Annotated in this window: 10 protein-coding genes; 5 read left to right on the top strand and 5 right to left on the bottom strand. The window is 72.0% G+C overall.

Translation table 11 applies throughout. From position 1 onward, the window contains the following. Nucleotides 1-278 precede the first annotated feature (278 nt). The 3 genes from K7C98_RS11795 to K7C98_RS11785 all read right to left on the bottom strand — a co-directional run bounded on the left by K7C98_RS11795 (nt 279) and on the right by K7C98_RS11785 (nt 3,816). Nucleotides 279-2,249 (bottom strand): ATP-binding domain-containing protein, encoded by a 1,971-nt coding sequence (locus K7C98_RS11795; RefSeq protein WP_224191711.1) that lies wholly within the window; start codon nt 2,247-2,249, stop codon nt 279-281. 381 nt (nt 2,250-2,630) lie between these two features. Next, entirely contained in the window at nt 2,631-3,158 is a 528-nt protein-coding gene (locus K7C98_RS11790) for an NADAR family protein (RefSeq protein WP_224191710.1), read from the bottom strand. Nucleotides 3,159-3,372: 214 nt separating this feature from the next. Continuing rightward, the gene (locus tag K7C98_RS11785; protein ID WP_224191709.1) at nt 3,373-3,816 is read right to left on the bottom strand and encodes an NADAR family protein; all 444 of its coding nucleotides are present in this window, start codon (nt 3,814-3,816) and stop codon (nt 3,373-3,375) included. Nucleotides 3,817-4,016: 200 nt separating this feature from the next. Here K7C98_RS11785 and K7C98_RS11780 point away from each other — a divergent pair, with 200 nt between their 5' ends. Further along, nucleotides 4,017-4,838 (top strand): GNAT family N-acetyltransferase, encoded by an 822-nt coding sequence (locus tag K7C98_RS11780; protein WP_224191708.1) that lies wholly within the window; start codon nt 4,017-4,019, stop codon nt 4,836-4,838. Continuing rightward, nucleotides 4,835-5,464, top strand: coding sequence for an alpha-ketoglutarate-dependent dioxygenase AlkB family protein (locus K7C98_RS11775; protein ID WP_224191707.1), 630 nt, complete (start codon nt 4,835-4,837; stop codon nt 5,462-5,464). The genes K7C98_RS11780 and K7C98_RS11775 overlap by 4 nt, the downstream gene beginning before the upstream one ends. A 16-nt stretch (nt 5,465-5,480) precedes the next feature. Here K7C98_RS11775 and K7C98_RS11770 read toward each other — a convergent pair whose 3' ends face one another. Together K7C98_RS11770 and K7C98_RS11765 are read right to left on the bottom strand one after the other, a co-directional pair. Beyond that, entirely contained in the window at nt 5,481-7,454 is a 1,974-nt protein-coding gene (locus tag K7C98_RS11770; RefSeq protein ID WP_224191706.1) for a hybrid sensor histidine kinase/response regulator, read from the bottom strand. 9 nt (nt 7,455-7,463) lie between these two features. Continuing rightward, nucleotides 7,464-12,908: a HAMP domain-containing protein gene (locus K7C98_RS11765; protein WP_224191705.1), complete on the bottom strand. Its 5,445-nt coding sequence runs from the start codon at nt 12,906-12,908 to the stop codon at nt 7,464-7,466. Between the two features lie 418 nt (nt 12,909-13,326). On the opposite strand from K7C98_RS11765, the gene K7C98_RS11760 reads away from it, so the two are divergent. The 3 genes from K7C98_RS11760 to K7C98_RS11750 all read left to right on the top strand — a co-directional run bounded on the left by K7C98_RS11760 (nt 13,327) and on the right by K7C98_RS11750 (nt 16,391). Further along, on the top strand, nt 13,327-14,088 hold the full coding sequence (locus K7C98_RS11760) for a hypothetical protein (protein WP_224191704.1): 762 nt from the start codon (nt 13,327-13,329) through the stop codon (nt 14,086-14,088). A 312-nt stretch (nt 14,089-14,400) separates the two neighbouring features. Beyond that, complete coding sequence (locus K7C98_RS11755; RefSeq protein ID WP_224191703.1) at nt 14,401-15,222, top strand: Hint domain-containing protein; 822 nt, start codon at nt 14,401-14,403, stop codon at nt 15,220-15,222. Between the two features lie 128 nt (nt 15,223-15,350). Then, nucleotides 15,351-16,391: an ATP-binding protein gene (locus tag K7C98_RS11750; RefSeq protein WP_224191702.1), complete on the top strand. Its 1,041-nt coding sequence runs from the start codon at nt 15,351-15,353 to the stop codon at nt 16,389-16,391. The last annotated feature ends 3 nt before the right edge of the window (nt 16,392-16,394 follow it).

Raw genomic sequence — 16,394 nt, 5'->3', positions numbered from 1 at the left:
GGTCGCTCTCCGCGGCACAGGCCGACGCGAAGATCAGGGCTCCGAGGCATGCGGGACGAACGACCACCGTTTCGGTGTACGACGTGCGCCAGGGGGCGTCAACCGCGGTCGGTGAGTGAAGACCGCGCGGTCGCGGGTCACTGGCGCCTGGGGCGGCCGGCCTCGCACGCCGCCGCCGGGTCGGCGCGGGTGAGTTCGGCGGTCCAGGTTGGTCTCCCAGGCGCCGCCGTCGTACGAGAACGCCTGCTCCCGGCGGCGTGGTTCGTGAACGGACAGGCTCAAGAGGCGTGCCGACGCGGCGCCGGGTGCGACGATTCGTCGATGTCCTTGTGGACATGTCCCGTGAGCCATGCCGGAAGCAGCGGGGAGGGCGGGCCGGCGCTGGCCAGCCACAGCCGGTGGAGCGGGCGGGTGACGGCGACGTAGAGGGCGCGGCGGGCGTCGGCGCGGTCGGGGTAGGTGGCGACGTCGAGGTCGGGGACGACGACGAGGTCGAACTCGAGGCCCTTGACGTCCTGCACGGTGGTGACCTCGACGCCGGGGGCGAAGCGGAATTCGCCGTCCTCGACGACGAGGCGGGCCGCGACGACCCGCTCGAGGCTGTCGTGCAGGCGCCGCGCGGTCTCGACGTGGCGGCAGACGACGGCGACGTGGACGTGCGGGTCGTCCTGCTGCAGCGCGAGGAGGGCGTCGGCGAGGGCCGCGACGAGGTGACAGGCGCTGTCGTGACGCGTGACGAGGACGTGCTCGCGGTGGGCGAGGTCGCGGGGCCGCTGCGCCGGGTCGAGGACGGCGCGCGCGACGTCCTCGATCGGCGGCGGGCAGCGGTAGCTGACGGTGAGGGTCGCGGTGGTCGCGTCGCTGCGCCCGAGCTCGGCGAGCACGGCGGGCCAGCCGGGGAACGCGGTCGAGGCGTCGACCTGCTGCCGCTCGTCGCCGGCGATCGTGACGGTGCCGCCGGGGGCGACGGCGCGGCCGAGCAGCTCGAGCTCGATCGGCGCCAGCTCCTGGGCTTCGTCGAGGAGGATGTGTTGATAATGCGAGAGGGCGCCGTGGGCGGTGCGATCGCCGCCGGAGATCCGGCGGTGCAACGCGAACAGGACGGCGAAGTCCTCGACGTCGAGGGTGTCGGCGTCGGCGTTGGGAGTGCCGGCGTCGATCGGCCGCCCGTCGAGGGTCTGCAGCCGCCCGGCGTCGACGTGGGCCATGGCCCGCTCGGTGGTGGCGCTGAACTGGATCTTGGTGTGGGCGAGGACGTCGCGCAGCACCGAGGGACCGAGCTCGTGCGGGGCGGCAGCGGCGGCCTCGGCCAGCAGCTCGCGGTCGCCGAACAGGTGCAGCAGGAGGTCGCGCAGGCTGGTGGCGTGCTCGCGGTAGCCGGCCGCGAGGTCGCGCATGGCCGGGGTGCCGGCGACGATCCGCGGCAGCACGTCGCGCAGCGCGGGGTGGCGCTTGAAGGTGCGGACGCCGGGACCGGCGGTCTCGCTGAGCCGGCGCGGCAACCCGGGGAACAGCCGCCGCGCCTGGCCGGTGACCCACCGCTCGAAGGTGTCGACGAGGACGCGCTCGACGCCGAGCTCGGCGAGCATGCGGGTGGCGAGCCGCTGCAGGCCGGGCGTCGGCACGAGCATGAGGGCGCGGAACGGCCGCCGGGCCGCGTGCGCGGCGTGGGCGAGGAAGGCGAGGCGGTGCAGGGCGACGGTGGTCTTGCCGAAGCCGGCCTCGCCGAGCACGAGGAGCGAGCGCTCGACGGCCAGCTCGACGGCGGCGCGCTGGGCCGGGTCGAGCTCGACGCGCGCGGGCGAGAGCGGGCGCGTCCGCTGCCGCGGCGGCCGCGGGGCGACGCGCGGGCCGGTGCGGTGGTCGGCGTACCACCTGCCGTCGTGGTCGCGCCGGAGCCGGCGGTCGGCGAGGTCGATGCCGACGAGCTCGCCGGCGTGGAGGTGCACGAGGTGCCGGCGCACGACGGCGCCGGTGAGCAGGCGATCGTCGCGCTCGAGCTCGTAGTCGTCGCCGACGTCGCAGGTGAAGAAGACCTCGGCGAGCGGGGCGGTGCGCCAGTCGATCAGCGCGACGTCGCCTTCCGTCCACGAGCGATCGGCCAACAAGACGTCGCGCTCGCCCGCGGCCGTGCGCACGCGCAGGCGCCCGAAGTAGGGCACCTGCGGCAGCGCGGCGGCCAGCCCGGCGAGCGCGCGCGTCTCCTCGGCCACGAGTTCGGCCTCCTGCGGGGTGAGCGGTCGAGTCATGGGCGAAACATGACACCAGGCCCGGACCACGCGAGCGCGCGGGACGACCGGGGAGGTGCGGTTCCTCCGCGGCGGCGCGGCCGAGAGAGGCGGAGGCGGCGAGGCGCGGTGCTATGGTTCGGAGAGTGGAGGGTGAGGTGGTCGCCGTCGCGGTTGGCGAGGCGATCGGTGCGGCCATGGGGGTCGGCGGGCCGGAGATCGCGTGAGGCGCGGGCGGTGGCCGTGCCGACGCGACGACGAGATCGCTTCTGTGCCGCAGAGGCACGCGATGCGTGTCCGACCATTCGGACATGTCTTTAGAGACATATCCATGCAGCCGCGGAGGTGCGATGGTCGGCGAAGCACCGGCCCCGCCCGCGCGCCGGACGTGTCGGGGCGCCGTCAGGTCTTGTCGGCCGCCGCGCGAAGCTCGGCGCGCACGCGCATCAGCGCCTCGCCGAGCAAATTCTTGCCGCGCCACCGGCTGGTGTCGTGAATGCGAGGGTCGTCAGCCCGCAGCCCGACGCCCCAGATCCGGTCGAGCGGGCTCGCCTCGACGAGCAGCTTGTCGCCGGTCGCCAGCAGGGCGGCGCGCAGGTCGGGGTCCTGCCCGAACTTCGCCCGGTTGCCGCGCACCACGATCTCGAGGCACTCGCGCTCCCACACCGCTTGCACGAAGCCGGCGACCTCGCGCCCGAGCGCCTTGTGCTGCCGTGGCGAGTCGGTCGCGAGGATCTTCGCGCGCGTCGCCTCGTCGCCGAACAGCCGCGCCTTCTCGGCCATCATGAACTGTTCGGCGCAGCCGTAGGTGACCCCGTCGACGACGAAGCGCGACGAGGTCCACTGCCCGAACACGCCTGGCGGCTGCCAGAACAGGACCATCGTCTCCGTCTCGATCACCTGTGAACCATCGAAGTCGTCGGGTCGCATCGCCCGGCGACGATAGCAACGAGCCGGCTCGAGGTGCGACCCGAGGACGGTGCGCGCCGCGCGTTCTGGCGCGACCGGCTCGGCAAGGAAGGCGAGCCGAGTCGCCCACGCGCTGAGGACGGCGAGCGCGTGCCTGCTCGCGGACGGCGATCGAGCGGTCGGCAGACCCGAGCGACGAGGTCGCCGAGGTCATGGGCGGGCCGGGATGTGACGATCAGCGGTTGCGGAGCTCGGCGCGGAGCTGCATGAGCAGGTGGCCGAGGCGGTTCTTGCCGCTGCCGTCGCCGCCGTCGCCCCAGTAGGCGTCGTTGGTGGTGTGCTCGACGAGGCGGGCGTCGCCGGTGCCGAGCAGGAGGGCGCGCAGGTCGTCGTGCTGGGTGAACTTGGCGCGCAGGGCCGCGAGCATGACGCTCTCCTTGACGGACTCCCAGTCGCGCCGCAGCGGCCGCTTGCGATCGCGGCCCATCTCGGCGGCGAGCTTCGGCTTCTTGGCGCGCCGAATCTCCTCCTCGTGCGCGGTGCCGGCGAACTTCTGGGCCTGAAAGTAGTGCTCGCTGGTCGGCCAGCGCTTGCCGCCGAGCTTGATCGAGAACGGCGCGAAGTTGGACAGCTCGCCGTACGGATCGGCGGGCAGGTAGAACTCGATCACGTCGGGCATGTCGCGTCGACGAGGATCGCCGGATCGAGGGTGCGACGCCAGTCCGGAGATCGCGCGCGCGTGCACGTCGACGATCCTCCGCGGGACGTGTTCGACCGGATCGAGGGCATGTGGAGCGGCTTCGCCGACCTGTTCTGAGGGACATGTGAGCGCCCGCCGGGGCTTGGCCGGGGGGTCGATCTGGCGTACCCTCGCGCGTCATGTCCGAGCTGACGCCGCGAGACATCGCCGTGCTGGAAGAGCGCCGCCAGGCCGAGTGCACCGTGCTGGCGGCCGAGACGTCCGAGCCGGTCGCCGGCGGCTTCATGTCGGCCAGCGGGGTCGGCTCGTGGACCAATCAGGCGTGCGGGCTCGGCCTCGCGGGGCCGGTCGACAAGGCCGAGCTCGACCGCCTGATCGCGTTCTACGCCGGCCGCGGCATCGAGCCGAAGCTCGAGGTGTGCGCGTTCGCCGACGAGTCGCTGCTCGCCGGGCTGGCGGCGCGCGGCTTCGTGCTGCGCGAGTTCGAGGCGGTGCTGGCGCGGCCGCTCGCGCCCGACGAGGCGTTCGCGCCGCTGCACGGGTGGCCGCAGGGGATCTCGTTCGCGCGCGTCGACCCGGGCGACGCGGCCCAGGTCGAGGCGTACATCGACGCGTCGACCTGCGGCTTCCGCCCGGAGGGTGCGCCGGTGCCCGAGGAGCTGGCGGCGTCGGTGCGGCGGATGCTGGCGCAGCCGCGCACGGAGGCGTTCCTCGCCCTCGACGGCGAGGTCGCGGTCGGCGGCGGCTCGCTCGACGCCGGGGCGGGCGTGGCGGCGCTCCTGGGGACGTCGGTGCGCCCGTCCCACCGCGGTCGGGGGATCCAGCAAGCCCTGATCGCGCTGCGCCTGCGCGCGGCGCAGGGCCGCGGGTGCAAGGTCGCGTGCATCCACTCGCGCCCGGGCATCCCGACCGAGCGCAACGCGGCGCGCCTCGGGTTCGCGCTGGTCTATCACAAGGTCGTGCTCGTGCGGCCGGGGCCGGGGCTGGCGCCCTCGCCGTGATCCCGCTGCTCGACGATCGGATCCGCCTGACCCGCGGGTTCTTCGCCCCGGCGCGCGCGGCCGAGCTGCTGGCCGCGCTGCTGGGCGACACGCCGTGGCTGGCGGTCCGCTACGAGAACGCGGGGCGCCCGCAGGAGCTGCCGCGCTGGACGGTCAACTACGGCGAGCGGTCCTATGATTATTCGGGGCTGGTGTTCACGCCGTTGCCGTGGACGCCGCTCCTGGCCGGGCTGCGCGACCTGGCGGAGGCGCAGGCCGAGACGCGCTTCAACGCGCTGATCGTGCAGCTGTACCGCGACGGCGCCGACGGGGTCAACTGGCACAGCGACGACAGCCCGGGCGTCGGCGCCGATCCGATCATCGCCTCGCTGTCGTTCGGGGCGACGCGCCGGTTCCAGGTCCGGCGCAAGGGCGAGCGCGAGCCCTGCCTCGAGCTCGAGCTGCACGCCGGCGACCTGCTGGTCATGCGCGGCGACCTGCAGCACACGCACCAGCACAAGGTCCCGCGCGAGCCGGAGGTCACGGCGCCGCGCGTCAACCTGACCTTTCGGACATTGTCGGGTCCGGCGCCGCAGCCGGCGGTGGCGCACACCAGCCGGGCGGTCCGCTGGCCCGCCGACGAATAGCGGTCGGGCGCGCCGATCAGCGATCGGGGGAGTCGTCGCTGCTCGCCGGGCCGCTGCGCGGCAGGACCACCGTGAACGTCGAGCCGGCGCCGGGTTCGCTGTCGACCGAGATCGTGCCGCCGTGGGCGGCGACGACCCGCTCGACGATGTAGAGGCCGAGGCCGAAGCCGCGCGAGTGAGAGTCCGGCACCGCCCGTTCGTAGCGCTGGAAGATCCGCTCGCGCGCCTCGGGGGCGATGCCGATCCCGTGGTCGCGCACGGACAGGAAGACCGACGTCGCGTCGCCCCACACCCGGACCTCGATCGGCTCGCCGGCGCCGAACTTGAACGCGTTCGACAGCAAGTTGACGAACATCTGCTCGAGGCGGACAGGGTCCCAGCGGCCGCGCAGGTCGCACGTGGCGGACAGCTCCACGGGGCAGCCGCGGCGCAGGGCCTCGGATTCGAAGCGGCCGAGGATGTCGCGGACGAGCGCGACGAGGTCGACGCTCTCGGGCTCGATGCGCAGGCGGCCGGTGGTCATGCGCGAGACGTCGAGGAGGTCGTCGACGAGGCGGGCGAGGCGGTCGACCTGACGGACCGCCTGCTCGAGCTTCTCCGGGGTCGAGTCGGACGGCTCGGGCTGCGGGGCGTCGCGCCGCAGCTTGCGCATCAGCGACTCGATGTGGAGGCGCAGGGCGCCGAGCGGCGTGCGCAGCTCGTGCGAGGCGATCGAGAGGAAGTCGTCGCGCAGGCGCACGGCGCTGACGGCCTGGTCGTACAGGTGCTGGCGCTCGGCCTCGGCGCGCAGGCGTTCGCGGATGTCGCGGCCGATCGAGACGATCCGCCCGCCGTTGATCTCGATGCGCTGCAGCGAGATCTCGATCGGGATGTCGCTGCCGTCGCTGCGACGATAGCGGGTCTGCAGGCGGGTCAGGCTGTCGGGGGCGAGCGGGCCGGCGGCGAACAAATCGTGCAAGTTGTGCTCGTCGAACTCGGGCATGATGTCGCGCGGGCTCATGTGCAGGAGGGCGGCGCGCGAGTGGCCGAGGATGTCGCTGGCGCCCTGGCTGGCGTAGAGGATCTGCAGGGTGGCCGGGTCGAAGATGAGGACGACGTCCTGGACGGCGTCGAGCGTGCCCTTGAACTCGGCCAGGACGGCGCGCTCGCGCCGTTGCTCCTCGATGTCGGTGAAGGTGCCGAGCCAGCCGGCGATCCGGTCGCCGGGGTCGCGCTGGGGGACGACGCGGCACAAGTGCCAGCGGTGCAGGTGGTCGGCGGCGCCGTAAAGTCGGCACTGGAACTCGACCGGCTCGACGCCGGCGAGGCCGCGCTTCCACACGGCCAGTGACGCCTCGCGGTCGCCGGGGTGGACGGCGCCGCTCCAGCTGCCGGCGGCGCTCTCGGCGGAGATCCCGGTGTACTCGAACCACCGGCGGTTGAAGTAGTCGACGGTGCCCTCGGGGCAGGCGGTGAAGACGATGTGCGGGATGGCGTCCGCGAGGCTGCGGAAGCGGCGCTCGGTGGCGAGGCGGAGCTGGAGGAGCTCGAGCTCGGTCTCCTTGCGGGCGGCGTCGACCAGGAGCGCGGCCTGGGCCTCGACGCGGAGGCGCTGGCGGTGCAGCTCGACGAAGGTGCCGACCTTGGCGCGCACCACCGCGGGCACGAGCGGCTTGATCAGGTAGTCGACGGCGCCGAGGTCGTAGGCGCGGTAGACCTGCTCGAGGTCGGTGGCCTCGGCGGTGAGGAAGAGGATCGGCACGGCGGCGGTCTGCGGGCGCGCGCGGATGGTCGCCGCGAGCTCGAGGCCCGACATCCCGGGCATGAGGACGTCGAGCAGGAGCACCGCGAATTGCCGGCGCAGCAGCAGCAGCAGCGCGGCGGCGCCGGACTCGGCCTCGACGATCTCGTAGTCCGGGCGGGCGAGGATGGCCCGCAGCGCGAGGCGGTTCTGCGGCCGGTCGTCGACGACGAGGATGCCGACCGGCGACGCGTGCGGCTCGTTGCTCACCGGACGACCTCAATGCGCGAGCGGCCGCATGCAGCGGGCGATGACCGAGAGCAGCTGGCGGACCTCGATCGGCTTGACCACGTATTCGTTGCACCCGGCGGCGAAGCAGGCGAGCCGGTCGGCCTCGCTGGCCTTGGCGGTGAGGGCGACGATCGGCAGGTCGGCCAGCTCGGGCTTGGCCCGCAGCATCCGGGTGGCCTGCAGGCCGTCGATGTCGGGCATCATGACGTCCATCAGCACGAGGTCGACCTCGGGGTGCTCCTTGATCGCGGTGAAGGCCTCGCGCGCGCTCGCGGCGGCGAGGACGCGGGCGCTCGCGCGCTCGAGCAGGCCGACGAGGGCGTAGAGGTTGCGGGCGTCGTCGTCGACGACCAGGATCGTGCGGTCGACCAGGATCACCCTGTCGCGGGCGTCGTCGTCGCCGCGCTCGGCCGGCGCAGCCTCGAGCTGGCCGGCGCCGTGCGACGGCGGCAGCGAGGCCTCGTCGAGCCGCAGGATCGGCAGCAGCAGCGTGAAGGTGCTGCCGCGCTCGGCGACGCTCTCGAGCTGGATCTCCCCGCCGAGCACGCGCGCGTACTCGCGGCTGATCGTCAGCCCGAGGCCGGTGCCGCCGTACTTGCGGATCACCGTCGGGTCGGCCTGCTGGAACGCCTCGAACACCAGGCCGTGCTTCTCGAGCGAGATGCCGATGCCGGTGTCGGACACGGCGAACGCGATGATCCCGGGGGCGGCGCGCAGCTTGTCGGCGCGCACGGGCAGGCCCGGGGGGGCGGTGTCGATGCGCAGGTCGACGCGGCCCCGCTCGGTGAACTTGAAGGCGTTCGACAGCAGGTTCTTCAGGATCTGCTCGAGCAGGTGACGATCGGTGACGAGGGTCGACGGGGCGCCCGGCTCGATGTGGATGGCGAATTCGAGGCCGCGCTGGAGCGCGACGGGCCGGAAGGTGCGCTCGGCGAATCGCTTGAGCTCGGCCAGCGGATAGACCTCGTAGTGGGTCTCGATCCGCCCGGCCTCGACCTTCGACAGGTCGAGGATCTGGTTGATGAGCGCCAGCAGGTCGCGCCCCGACGAGTGGATGGTCTCGGCGTACTCCTGCTGCTTGGGGGTCAGCGTGCGCTCCTCGTTGGCCGCCAGCATCTGCGCCAGGATCATCATGCTGTTGAGCGGGGTGCGGATCTCGTGCGACATGTTGGCGAGGAACTGCGACTTGTACTGCGAGACCTTGGCGAGCTCGCGCGCCTTGCTCTCGAGCGAGGCTCCGGCCTCGGCGATCTCGCGGTTCCTCGTCTCGAGCAGCTGGGCCTTCTCCTCGAGCTCCTTGCGCCGGCGCTCGAGCTCCTGGTTCGAGCCCTGCAGCTGCTGCAGCAGCTCCTCGGTGCGCATGCTGGTGCCGATCAGGTTGATGGCGAGGCCGATGTTGAGCATCAGCTGCTCGATGAAGGTCAGCTGGATCGGGGTGAACTCGTGGAAGCTGGCCAGCTCGATGACGCCGCGCACCTGCTCCTCGAACAGCACCGGGAACACGGCGATGTTGCGCGGCGGGGCCTCGCCCAGGCCCGAGCTGACCTGGATGTAGTCGGCCGGCGCCCGGGTCACGATGATCGGCTTGCGCTCGAGCGCGCACTGACCCACGAGGCCCTCGCCGAGCCCGAAGGTGTTCGCCAGGTGCTTGCGCTTGATGAACGCGTACGAGGAGGTCAGCTGCAGCTTGGGGGCGCCGCCGGGGTCGCTCATGAGGTAGATCGCGCCGTGCTGGGCGTCGACGCTCGGGGTCAGCTCGGACATGACGAGCCGCGCCAGCGACTCGAGGCTGCGCTGGCCCTGCATGAGGCCGAAGAAGCGGGCGAGGTTGGTCTTGAGCCAGTCCTGCTCCTTGTTGGTCCGGGTGGTGTCCCGGAGGTTGGTGATCATCTGGTTGATGGTGTCCTTCAGGCCCTGGACCTCGCCGCGGGCCTCGACGGCGATCGTGCGGCTGAGGTCACCCTGAATGACGGCGGTCGCGACCTCGGAGATCGCCCGCACCTGGGTGGTGAGGTTGGCGGCCAGCTGATTGACGTTGTCGGTGAGGTCGCGCCAGGTGCCGGCGGCGCCGGGGACCTTGGCCTGACCGCCGAGCTTGCCCTCGATGCCGACCTCGCGCGCGACGGTGGTGACCTGATCGGCGAAGGTGCGGAGGGTGTCGGTCATGTCGTTGATGGTGTCGGCGAGCGCCGCGATCTCGCCCTTGGCGACCAGCTGCAGGCGCTTGGTCAGCTGGCCGTTGGCGACCGCGGTGACGATGCTGCTGATCCCGCGCACCTGGTCGGTCAGGTTCGAGGCCATCAGGTTGACGTTGTCGGTGAGGTCCTTCCAGGTGCCCGAGACGCCGGGGACCTGGGCCTGACCGCCGAGCTGGCCCTCGGTGCCGACCTCGCGGGCGACGCGGGTGACCTCGCTGGCGAAGGTGCGCAGCTGCTCGACCATGCCGTTGACCGTGTTCTTGAGCTCGAGGATCTCGCCCTCGGCGGCGACGGTGATCTTGCGCGAGAGGTCGCCGTTGGCCACGGCGGTGGTGACGAGGGCGATGTTGCGGACCTGCGCGGTGAGGTTGCCCGCCAGCATGTTGACGCTGTCGGTGAGGTCCTTCCAGGTGCCCGCGGCCCCGGGCACGCGCGCCTGACCGCCGAGCTTGCCCTCGTTGCCGACCTCGCGCGCGACGGTGGTGACCTGCTCGGCGAAGGTGCGGAGGGTGTCGGTCATGGCGTTGATGGTGTCGGCGAGCGCCGCGATCTCGCCGCGCGCCTCGAGCACGAGCTTCTGCGCCAGCTCGCCGCCGGCCACCGAGGTGACGACGCGGGCGATCCCGCGGACCTGGTTGGTGAGGTTGCCGGCCATGACGTTGACGCTCTCGGTCAGCTCCTGCCAGGTGCCGGCGACCCCGGGCACCTCGGCCTGACCGCCGAGCTTGCCCTCGGTGCCGACCTCGCGCGCGACGCGGGTGACCTCGCGCGCGAAGGTCCGCAGCTTCTCGACCATCGCGTTGATGGTGTCCTTGAGCTCGAGGATCTCGCCCTGCGCGGTGACGGTGATCTGCTGCGAGAGGTCGCCGTTGGCCAGCGCGGTGGTGACGAGGGCGATGTTGCGGACCTGGTCGGTGAGGTTGCCGGCCAGCAAATTGACGTTCTCGGTCAGCTCGCGCCAGGTGCCCGAGACGCCCGGCACGGTGGCCTGTCCGCCGAGCTTGCCCTCGATGCCGACCTCGCGCGCGACGGTGGTGACCTGCTGCGCGAAGGTCCGCAGGGTGTCGGTCATGTCGTTGATGGTGTCGGCCAGCGCGGCGATCTCACCCTTGGCCTCGACGACGAACTTCTGCGACAGGTCGCCGTCGGCCACCGCGGTGACGACCTTGGCGATGCCCCGCACCTGGGTGGTGAGGTTCGAGGCCATCAAGTTGACGCTGTCGCTGAGGTCCTTCCAGGTGCCGGCGACGCCCGGCACCTGCGCCTGTCCGCCGAGCCGACCCTCGGTGCCCACCTCGAGGGCGACCCGCGTGACCTCGCTGGCGAAGGTGCGCAGCTGATCGACCATGCCGTTGACCGTGTTCTTGAGCTCGAGGATCTCGCCCTTGGCCTCGACGGTGATCTTCTTCGAGAGGTCGCCGTTGGCCACGGCGGTGGTGACGAGGGCGATGTTGCGGACCTGCGCGGTGAGGTTGCCGGCCAGCAGGTTGACGTTGTCGGTGAGGCCCTTCCAGGTGCCGGCGACGCCCTGGATGTCGGCCTGCGCGCCGAGCTTGCCCTCGGTGCCGACCTCGCGGGCGATCCGCGTGACCTCGGCGGCGAAGTTGCGCAAGGTGTCGACCATGACGTTCACGGTCTCCTTGAGCTCGAGGATCTCGCCCTGCGCCTCGACGGTGATCTTCTGCGAGAGGTCGCCGTTGGCCACGGCGGTGGTGACGAGGGCGATGTTGCGGACCTGATCGGTGAGGTTGCCGGCGAGCAGGTTGACGTTCTCGGTCAGCTCGCGCCAGGTGCCCGAGACGCCGGGCACCCGGGCCTGGCCGCCGAGCTTGCCCTCGATGCCGACCTCGCGCGCGACGGTGGTGACCTGCTCGGCGAAGGTGCGCAAGGTGTCGGTGAGAGCGTTGATGCTGTCGGCGAGGACGGCGATCTCGCCCTTGGCGGCGATGACGAACTTCTGCGACAGGTCGCCGGCCGCGACCGCGGTCATGACCTTGGCGATCCCTCGCACCTGGTCGGTCAGGTTGTAGGCCATCTGATTGACGTTGTCGGTCAGGTCCTTCCACACGCCCGAGACGCCCTTGACGTCGGCCTGCCCGCCGAGCTTGCCCTCGGTGCCGACCTCCTTGGCGACGCGCGTGACCTCGGCGGCGAAGGTCTGTAAGCGATCGACCATCGAATTGATGGTGTTCTTGAGCTCGCTGATCTCGCCCTGGGCCTCGACGGTGATCTTCTGCGACAGGTCGCCGTTGGCGATCGCGGTGGCGATGAGGGCGATGTTGCGGACCTGCGAGGTGAGGTTGCCGGCGAGGCGGTTGACGCTGTCGGTCAGCTCGCGCCACACGCCCGAGCCGCCGCGCACCTCGGCCTGGACGCCGAGCTTGCCCTCGCTGCCGACCTCGCGGGCGACGCGGATGACCTCGGCGGAGAACGAGCGCAGCTGGTCGACGGTGGCGTTGATGGTGGCCTTGAGCGCGAGCAGCTCGCCGCGCGTCTCGACGGTGATCTTCTGCGACAGGTCGCCCTCGGCGATCGCGGTCGAGACCTGGGCGATGTCCCGCATCTGCGCGGCGAGGTTGGAGGCGAGCAGGTTGACGTCGTCGACGAGCGCGCGCCATGTCCCCCCGAGGTCGTGGTCGGCCGCCTGCACGCCCAGCCGCCCCTCGGTGGCGATCTCGCGCAACACGGAGGAGATGCTGGCGCTGACGCCTCGCAGCCGCAGCACGACGCTGTTGACGGCCTCGCCGAGGCGCAGGCGGTGACCGTGCAGCGGCTGACCGTCGGCCCGCAGCGGCATGGTGTCGGACAGATCGCCGGCCGCGACGGCGGCGAGGATCCGCGTGGCGTGGAGGGTCGGATTCACCAGAGTGTCGACGAGGCGATTGATGGCCTCGACGCCGACCCGCCAGGCGCCGCTCTCGGCGCCGAGCGTGGCGCGCACGACGATGTCGCCGTCACCGGCCCGATCGGCCGCGTGCACGAGCTCCTGCACGAGCCGCCCGTTCATCTCCATCAAGCCGTTGAAGGCCAGCGCGACCTCGGCGACCTGCGGGTCGACGCCCGACCCCGCCGCCGGCAGCCGCACCGAGAAATCGCCGAGCCGGGCGGCCCGCAGGGCGTCCCGCAGCGACCTCAAGCCCTCGCCGCGCGCGTCCACTGCACCGTGGCCCGACCGCTTGCCGGCGCGGGTTCGCGACTTGGTGGGAGCCGTCGCGCGGAGATCCGGAGCAGACATGGACGCGAATTCCTCGAGGTCGGCAAATGACGGTCCGTTCGGTCTGCGCCGGCCGCGAGAATGCGTCAAGGCGCCCCCGCGCAGGACGACCTGAGGCGGTGAACATATGGCTGAGACCGACGAGAGCGCCGGCCTCGCCGCCATGGTCATTGCGCAGCGCACGCGGGGGTCGGCGATGCCGCCGCGAACGGGCGACCCGAGCGGCGTGTGCGATCCGTGGCGACGCGTCAGCGACCGCGCGAGGGGCGGTCCGGCGGGAGAGTACGGTCGCGCTGCGGCACAGCATGTCGATTCGCGGCAGGACGCGGCCGCTCTCGATACGTGCGATCGAGGGCTGCCGCGTCCAATCCGTACGGGAGCTCGGAGGCTCTCGATTCTGAGCGCCGACCGGGGTTAGGATCTCCGGCGGAGCAAATTCATGACGCGTCGTGCCCTGATCCTGTCGTCGGTCGTCGCGGTGGCGTGCGGACCCGGCCAACCCATGAGCACGACGGAGACCGGAGGGACCGCGGGGAATTCGACGTCCTCGGGGGCGACGGTGGGCGATGCGTCGACGCAGGGAGGCGAGACCGCAGCGTCGACGACTTCGGGCGGGGGCACCGAGAGCGCGCCGACGACCTCGGGCGAAAGCACCGAGAGCGCCACGACGGACGTGTTCGACCCTGAACCGAATCTCGAGTACTGCCCGCTCGGTGGGCTGGCGACGAGCGACATCAGCGGGACGACCCCGTTCGGCGCATTCACGGCCGCGTACGCCCGCTTCGGCTGGGTCGGATGTGCCGGCAGCGCGGACGTGCCCGAGATCGTGCTGATGGGCGACGAGCAGGCGCTCGTGGACGCGATCGCGCAGGAGTATTCCTATTATGACGGCGGGGCCCGGCCGTTCCCGGTGCTCCGGATCCCGCTCGCTTTCATGGGCGGCGCCTGGCACGAGACCGGGTGGACGGGGGAGACGACGCAGTTCGCGTGGTTCTACAGCACACCCGAGTTCATGGAGGACGGCGGGCATTCGGTGACGATCACCATCACGATGAGCACCTCGGTCGCGGACACGATCGACCCGGGCGAGATCCCGCGGCTCGTCGGGTCCGTGATCATCGAGGGCGACGGCTGGGACCTCGCCGGCGATTTCGACGCGGCGTATTGCGGCGCCCTCACGTGGGGCCACGAGTGCGCATGACCCCGCCGTCGCCGGCGCGCCCGTGACAGCAGGGGCCGGGCAGGGTCGGAGCCTGCGGCCGATGTCCAAAGGGACATGTCTGAAAAGTCATGCGAGCGGGCCTCGAAGTCTGAGCGTGCTTCACGGCGACGAGGAGGGAGCCGTGCGCCACGGCCCGGCTCACGATCCGCGCGACGGCGCACGTGGGCGGGCAGGGGGTTGTGGCCCGGCCGGCGGCGTGCGACTGATGAGGTCATGGGAGAAACAATTCGTCGGGCGTGTCTGTCCGCGCTCCTCGGTGCGCCGGCCTGTTGCGTCGCAGCCAGCATGCGGGTGCACACGCCGCGGGGCGAGGTGCCGGTGGGAGCGCTGGGGGTCGGCGATCGGGTGTGGTCGATCGACGTGGCGACCGGCCGGCGGATCGAGGCGACCGTGCTGCAGGTGCGCCGGGCGACGCGCGAGTGCATGGCCCTGCACTGGCGCGACGGCGCGTTGATCTGCACGCCCGACCACCCGGTGTACGCGCCGGAGACCGGCGACTATCGCCCCGCGGGCGGGTGGACGCCGGCGCGCGGGCTGCTCCTGGCGACCGACGAGGGCGTCCGGACGGTCGCGGTGACGGCCATCGAGGTGTATGCCGGGCTCCACGAGGTCGTCGACCTCACGCTCGACGTCGAGCCGCACAACTTCGTCGCCGCGGGGGTGGTCGTCCACAACAAGAGCCCCGCGCCCGATTTCCTCGAGGCGGAGGAGGACGGGCCGGACATCGAGCTCGGCGCCGGCGAGGAGGTCGCGTATCGCGTCCGCGCCTGCCTGGACGGGACTGACGGCGACCTCTGGGTCACGGCCCAGGTCGAGGCGAGGACGCTGGTCGTGCCGACCGACAACGTGCCGTTCAGCCTCGGCATCACCGTCGAGACGGTGCACGGCAGCACCACCGGTACCGCGGCCGTGCCCTTCGACGACAAGGTCGATTACGAGCTCGGCAACAACAAGGAGTGCAGTGAGGGCGTCCTGTTCAACTTCCACCGCGCCGACGAGGGCGAGGGCGGCGAGATCGGGGTGACGTGGAGCGTCCGCGCCGCGATCGATCGCACCGAGCACACCGTCGCGGAGGACGCGACGATCTCGATCACGATCGAGCCCGAGCCGTAGCCGGCGCCTCGTTCGTCACGGCCGCAATGTTGCCGGTTACTCCTGCCTGGGGCATCAGGTGAAACTGGACGCTGCGGCGGCGCGGAATGTCGTGACGGGCCGGCGACGTCCTGCGCTAACGTCGACGCATGGCGAGCGAGTACACGGCGGACATGATCCAGGTCCTCTCGGTGCGCGAGGCGGTGCGCAAGCGGCCGGGCATGTACATCGGCCCGCTCGACGACGGCACGGCGCCGCTGCGCCTGCTGCTCGAGGTCGTCGCCAACGCGATCCGGCAGATCCAGCGCGGCCGCTGCACCCGCGTCGATGTGCGGGTCGAGGCCGACGACTTCGTCACCGTCACCGACGACGGACCGGGGATCCCGGCGGGCTCGCTGGTCGAATTTCTCGAGCACGGGACGAATTCCCCGACAGCCGGCGGCCGGGTCCACGGCGGGCTCGATGGCCTCGGGCTGCCGGTCGCCAGCGCGCTGAGCGATCCGTTCGAGGTCGACACCGTCCACGCCGACGAGCAGGCCACGGTCGCGTACGCCGGCGGCCTGCAGCGCGTCGCCCTGCGCGTGACCGCGGCGTCGCGGCCGTCCGGCACGCGCGTCCGGTTTCGTCCCGATCCGCAGATCTTCCCGCGCACGCGGCTGCCACGGGTCGAACTGACGCAGCGCCTCGAGGACCTCGCGTTCCTGCTGCCGACGATGGCGCTGTCGTGGAGCTTCGCGGGCGAGCGCGCGACGGGTCTCGTCGAACGCGTCCGGGTCGAGGCCGGCGGACCGCTCGGCGACGTCGCGCACCACCAGGGCGAGGTCGCGACGGACGACGGCCCGGCGGTCGTCGAGGTCGCCCTGGCCTGGCGCACGGAGCAGTACGAACAGCCGGCGCAGATCCTCGGCTTCGCCAACCTCCGGCGCAGCGAGGACGGGCCGCATGTCACCGGCCTGCGCGCGGGCGTCCGCAACTTCCTGAAGCTCCGCCCCGGTCGCGACCTCGAGGGACTCGTGGCTGCGGTCGCCGTGCTGCAGCCCGACGCTCGCTACCGCCAGACGATGACCAGGCTCGCCGACACGGGCCTGTTCTCCGCGGTGCAGGAGGCGACGGCGACCGCCCTGCAGCGCTGGGCCGAGCGCTTCCCGGAGGCCGCGGACACGCTGCGTCGCCGTGTGAAGGGGCGGTGAGCG

The organism is Nannocystis pusilla, from assembly GCF_020073745.1.
In the GTDB taxonomy this organism is placed as follows: Bacteria; Myxococcota_A; Polyangia; order Nannocystales; family Nannocystaceae; genus Nannocystis; species Nannocystis radixulma.
The sequence above is the reverse complement of the archived record's forward strand: the minus strand, read 5'-3'. Positions and strand labels throughout refer to the sequence as shown.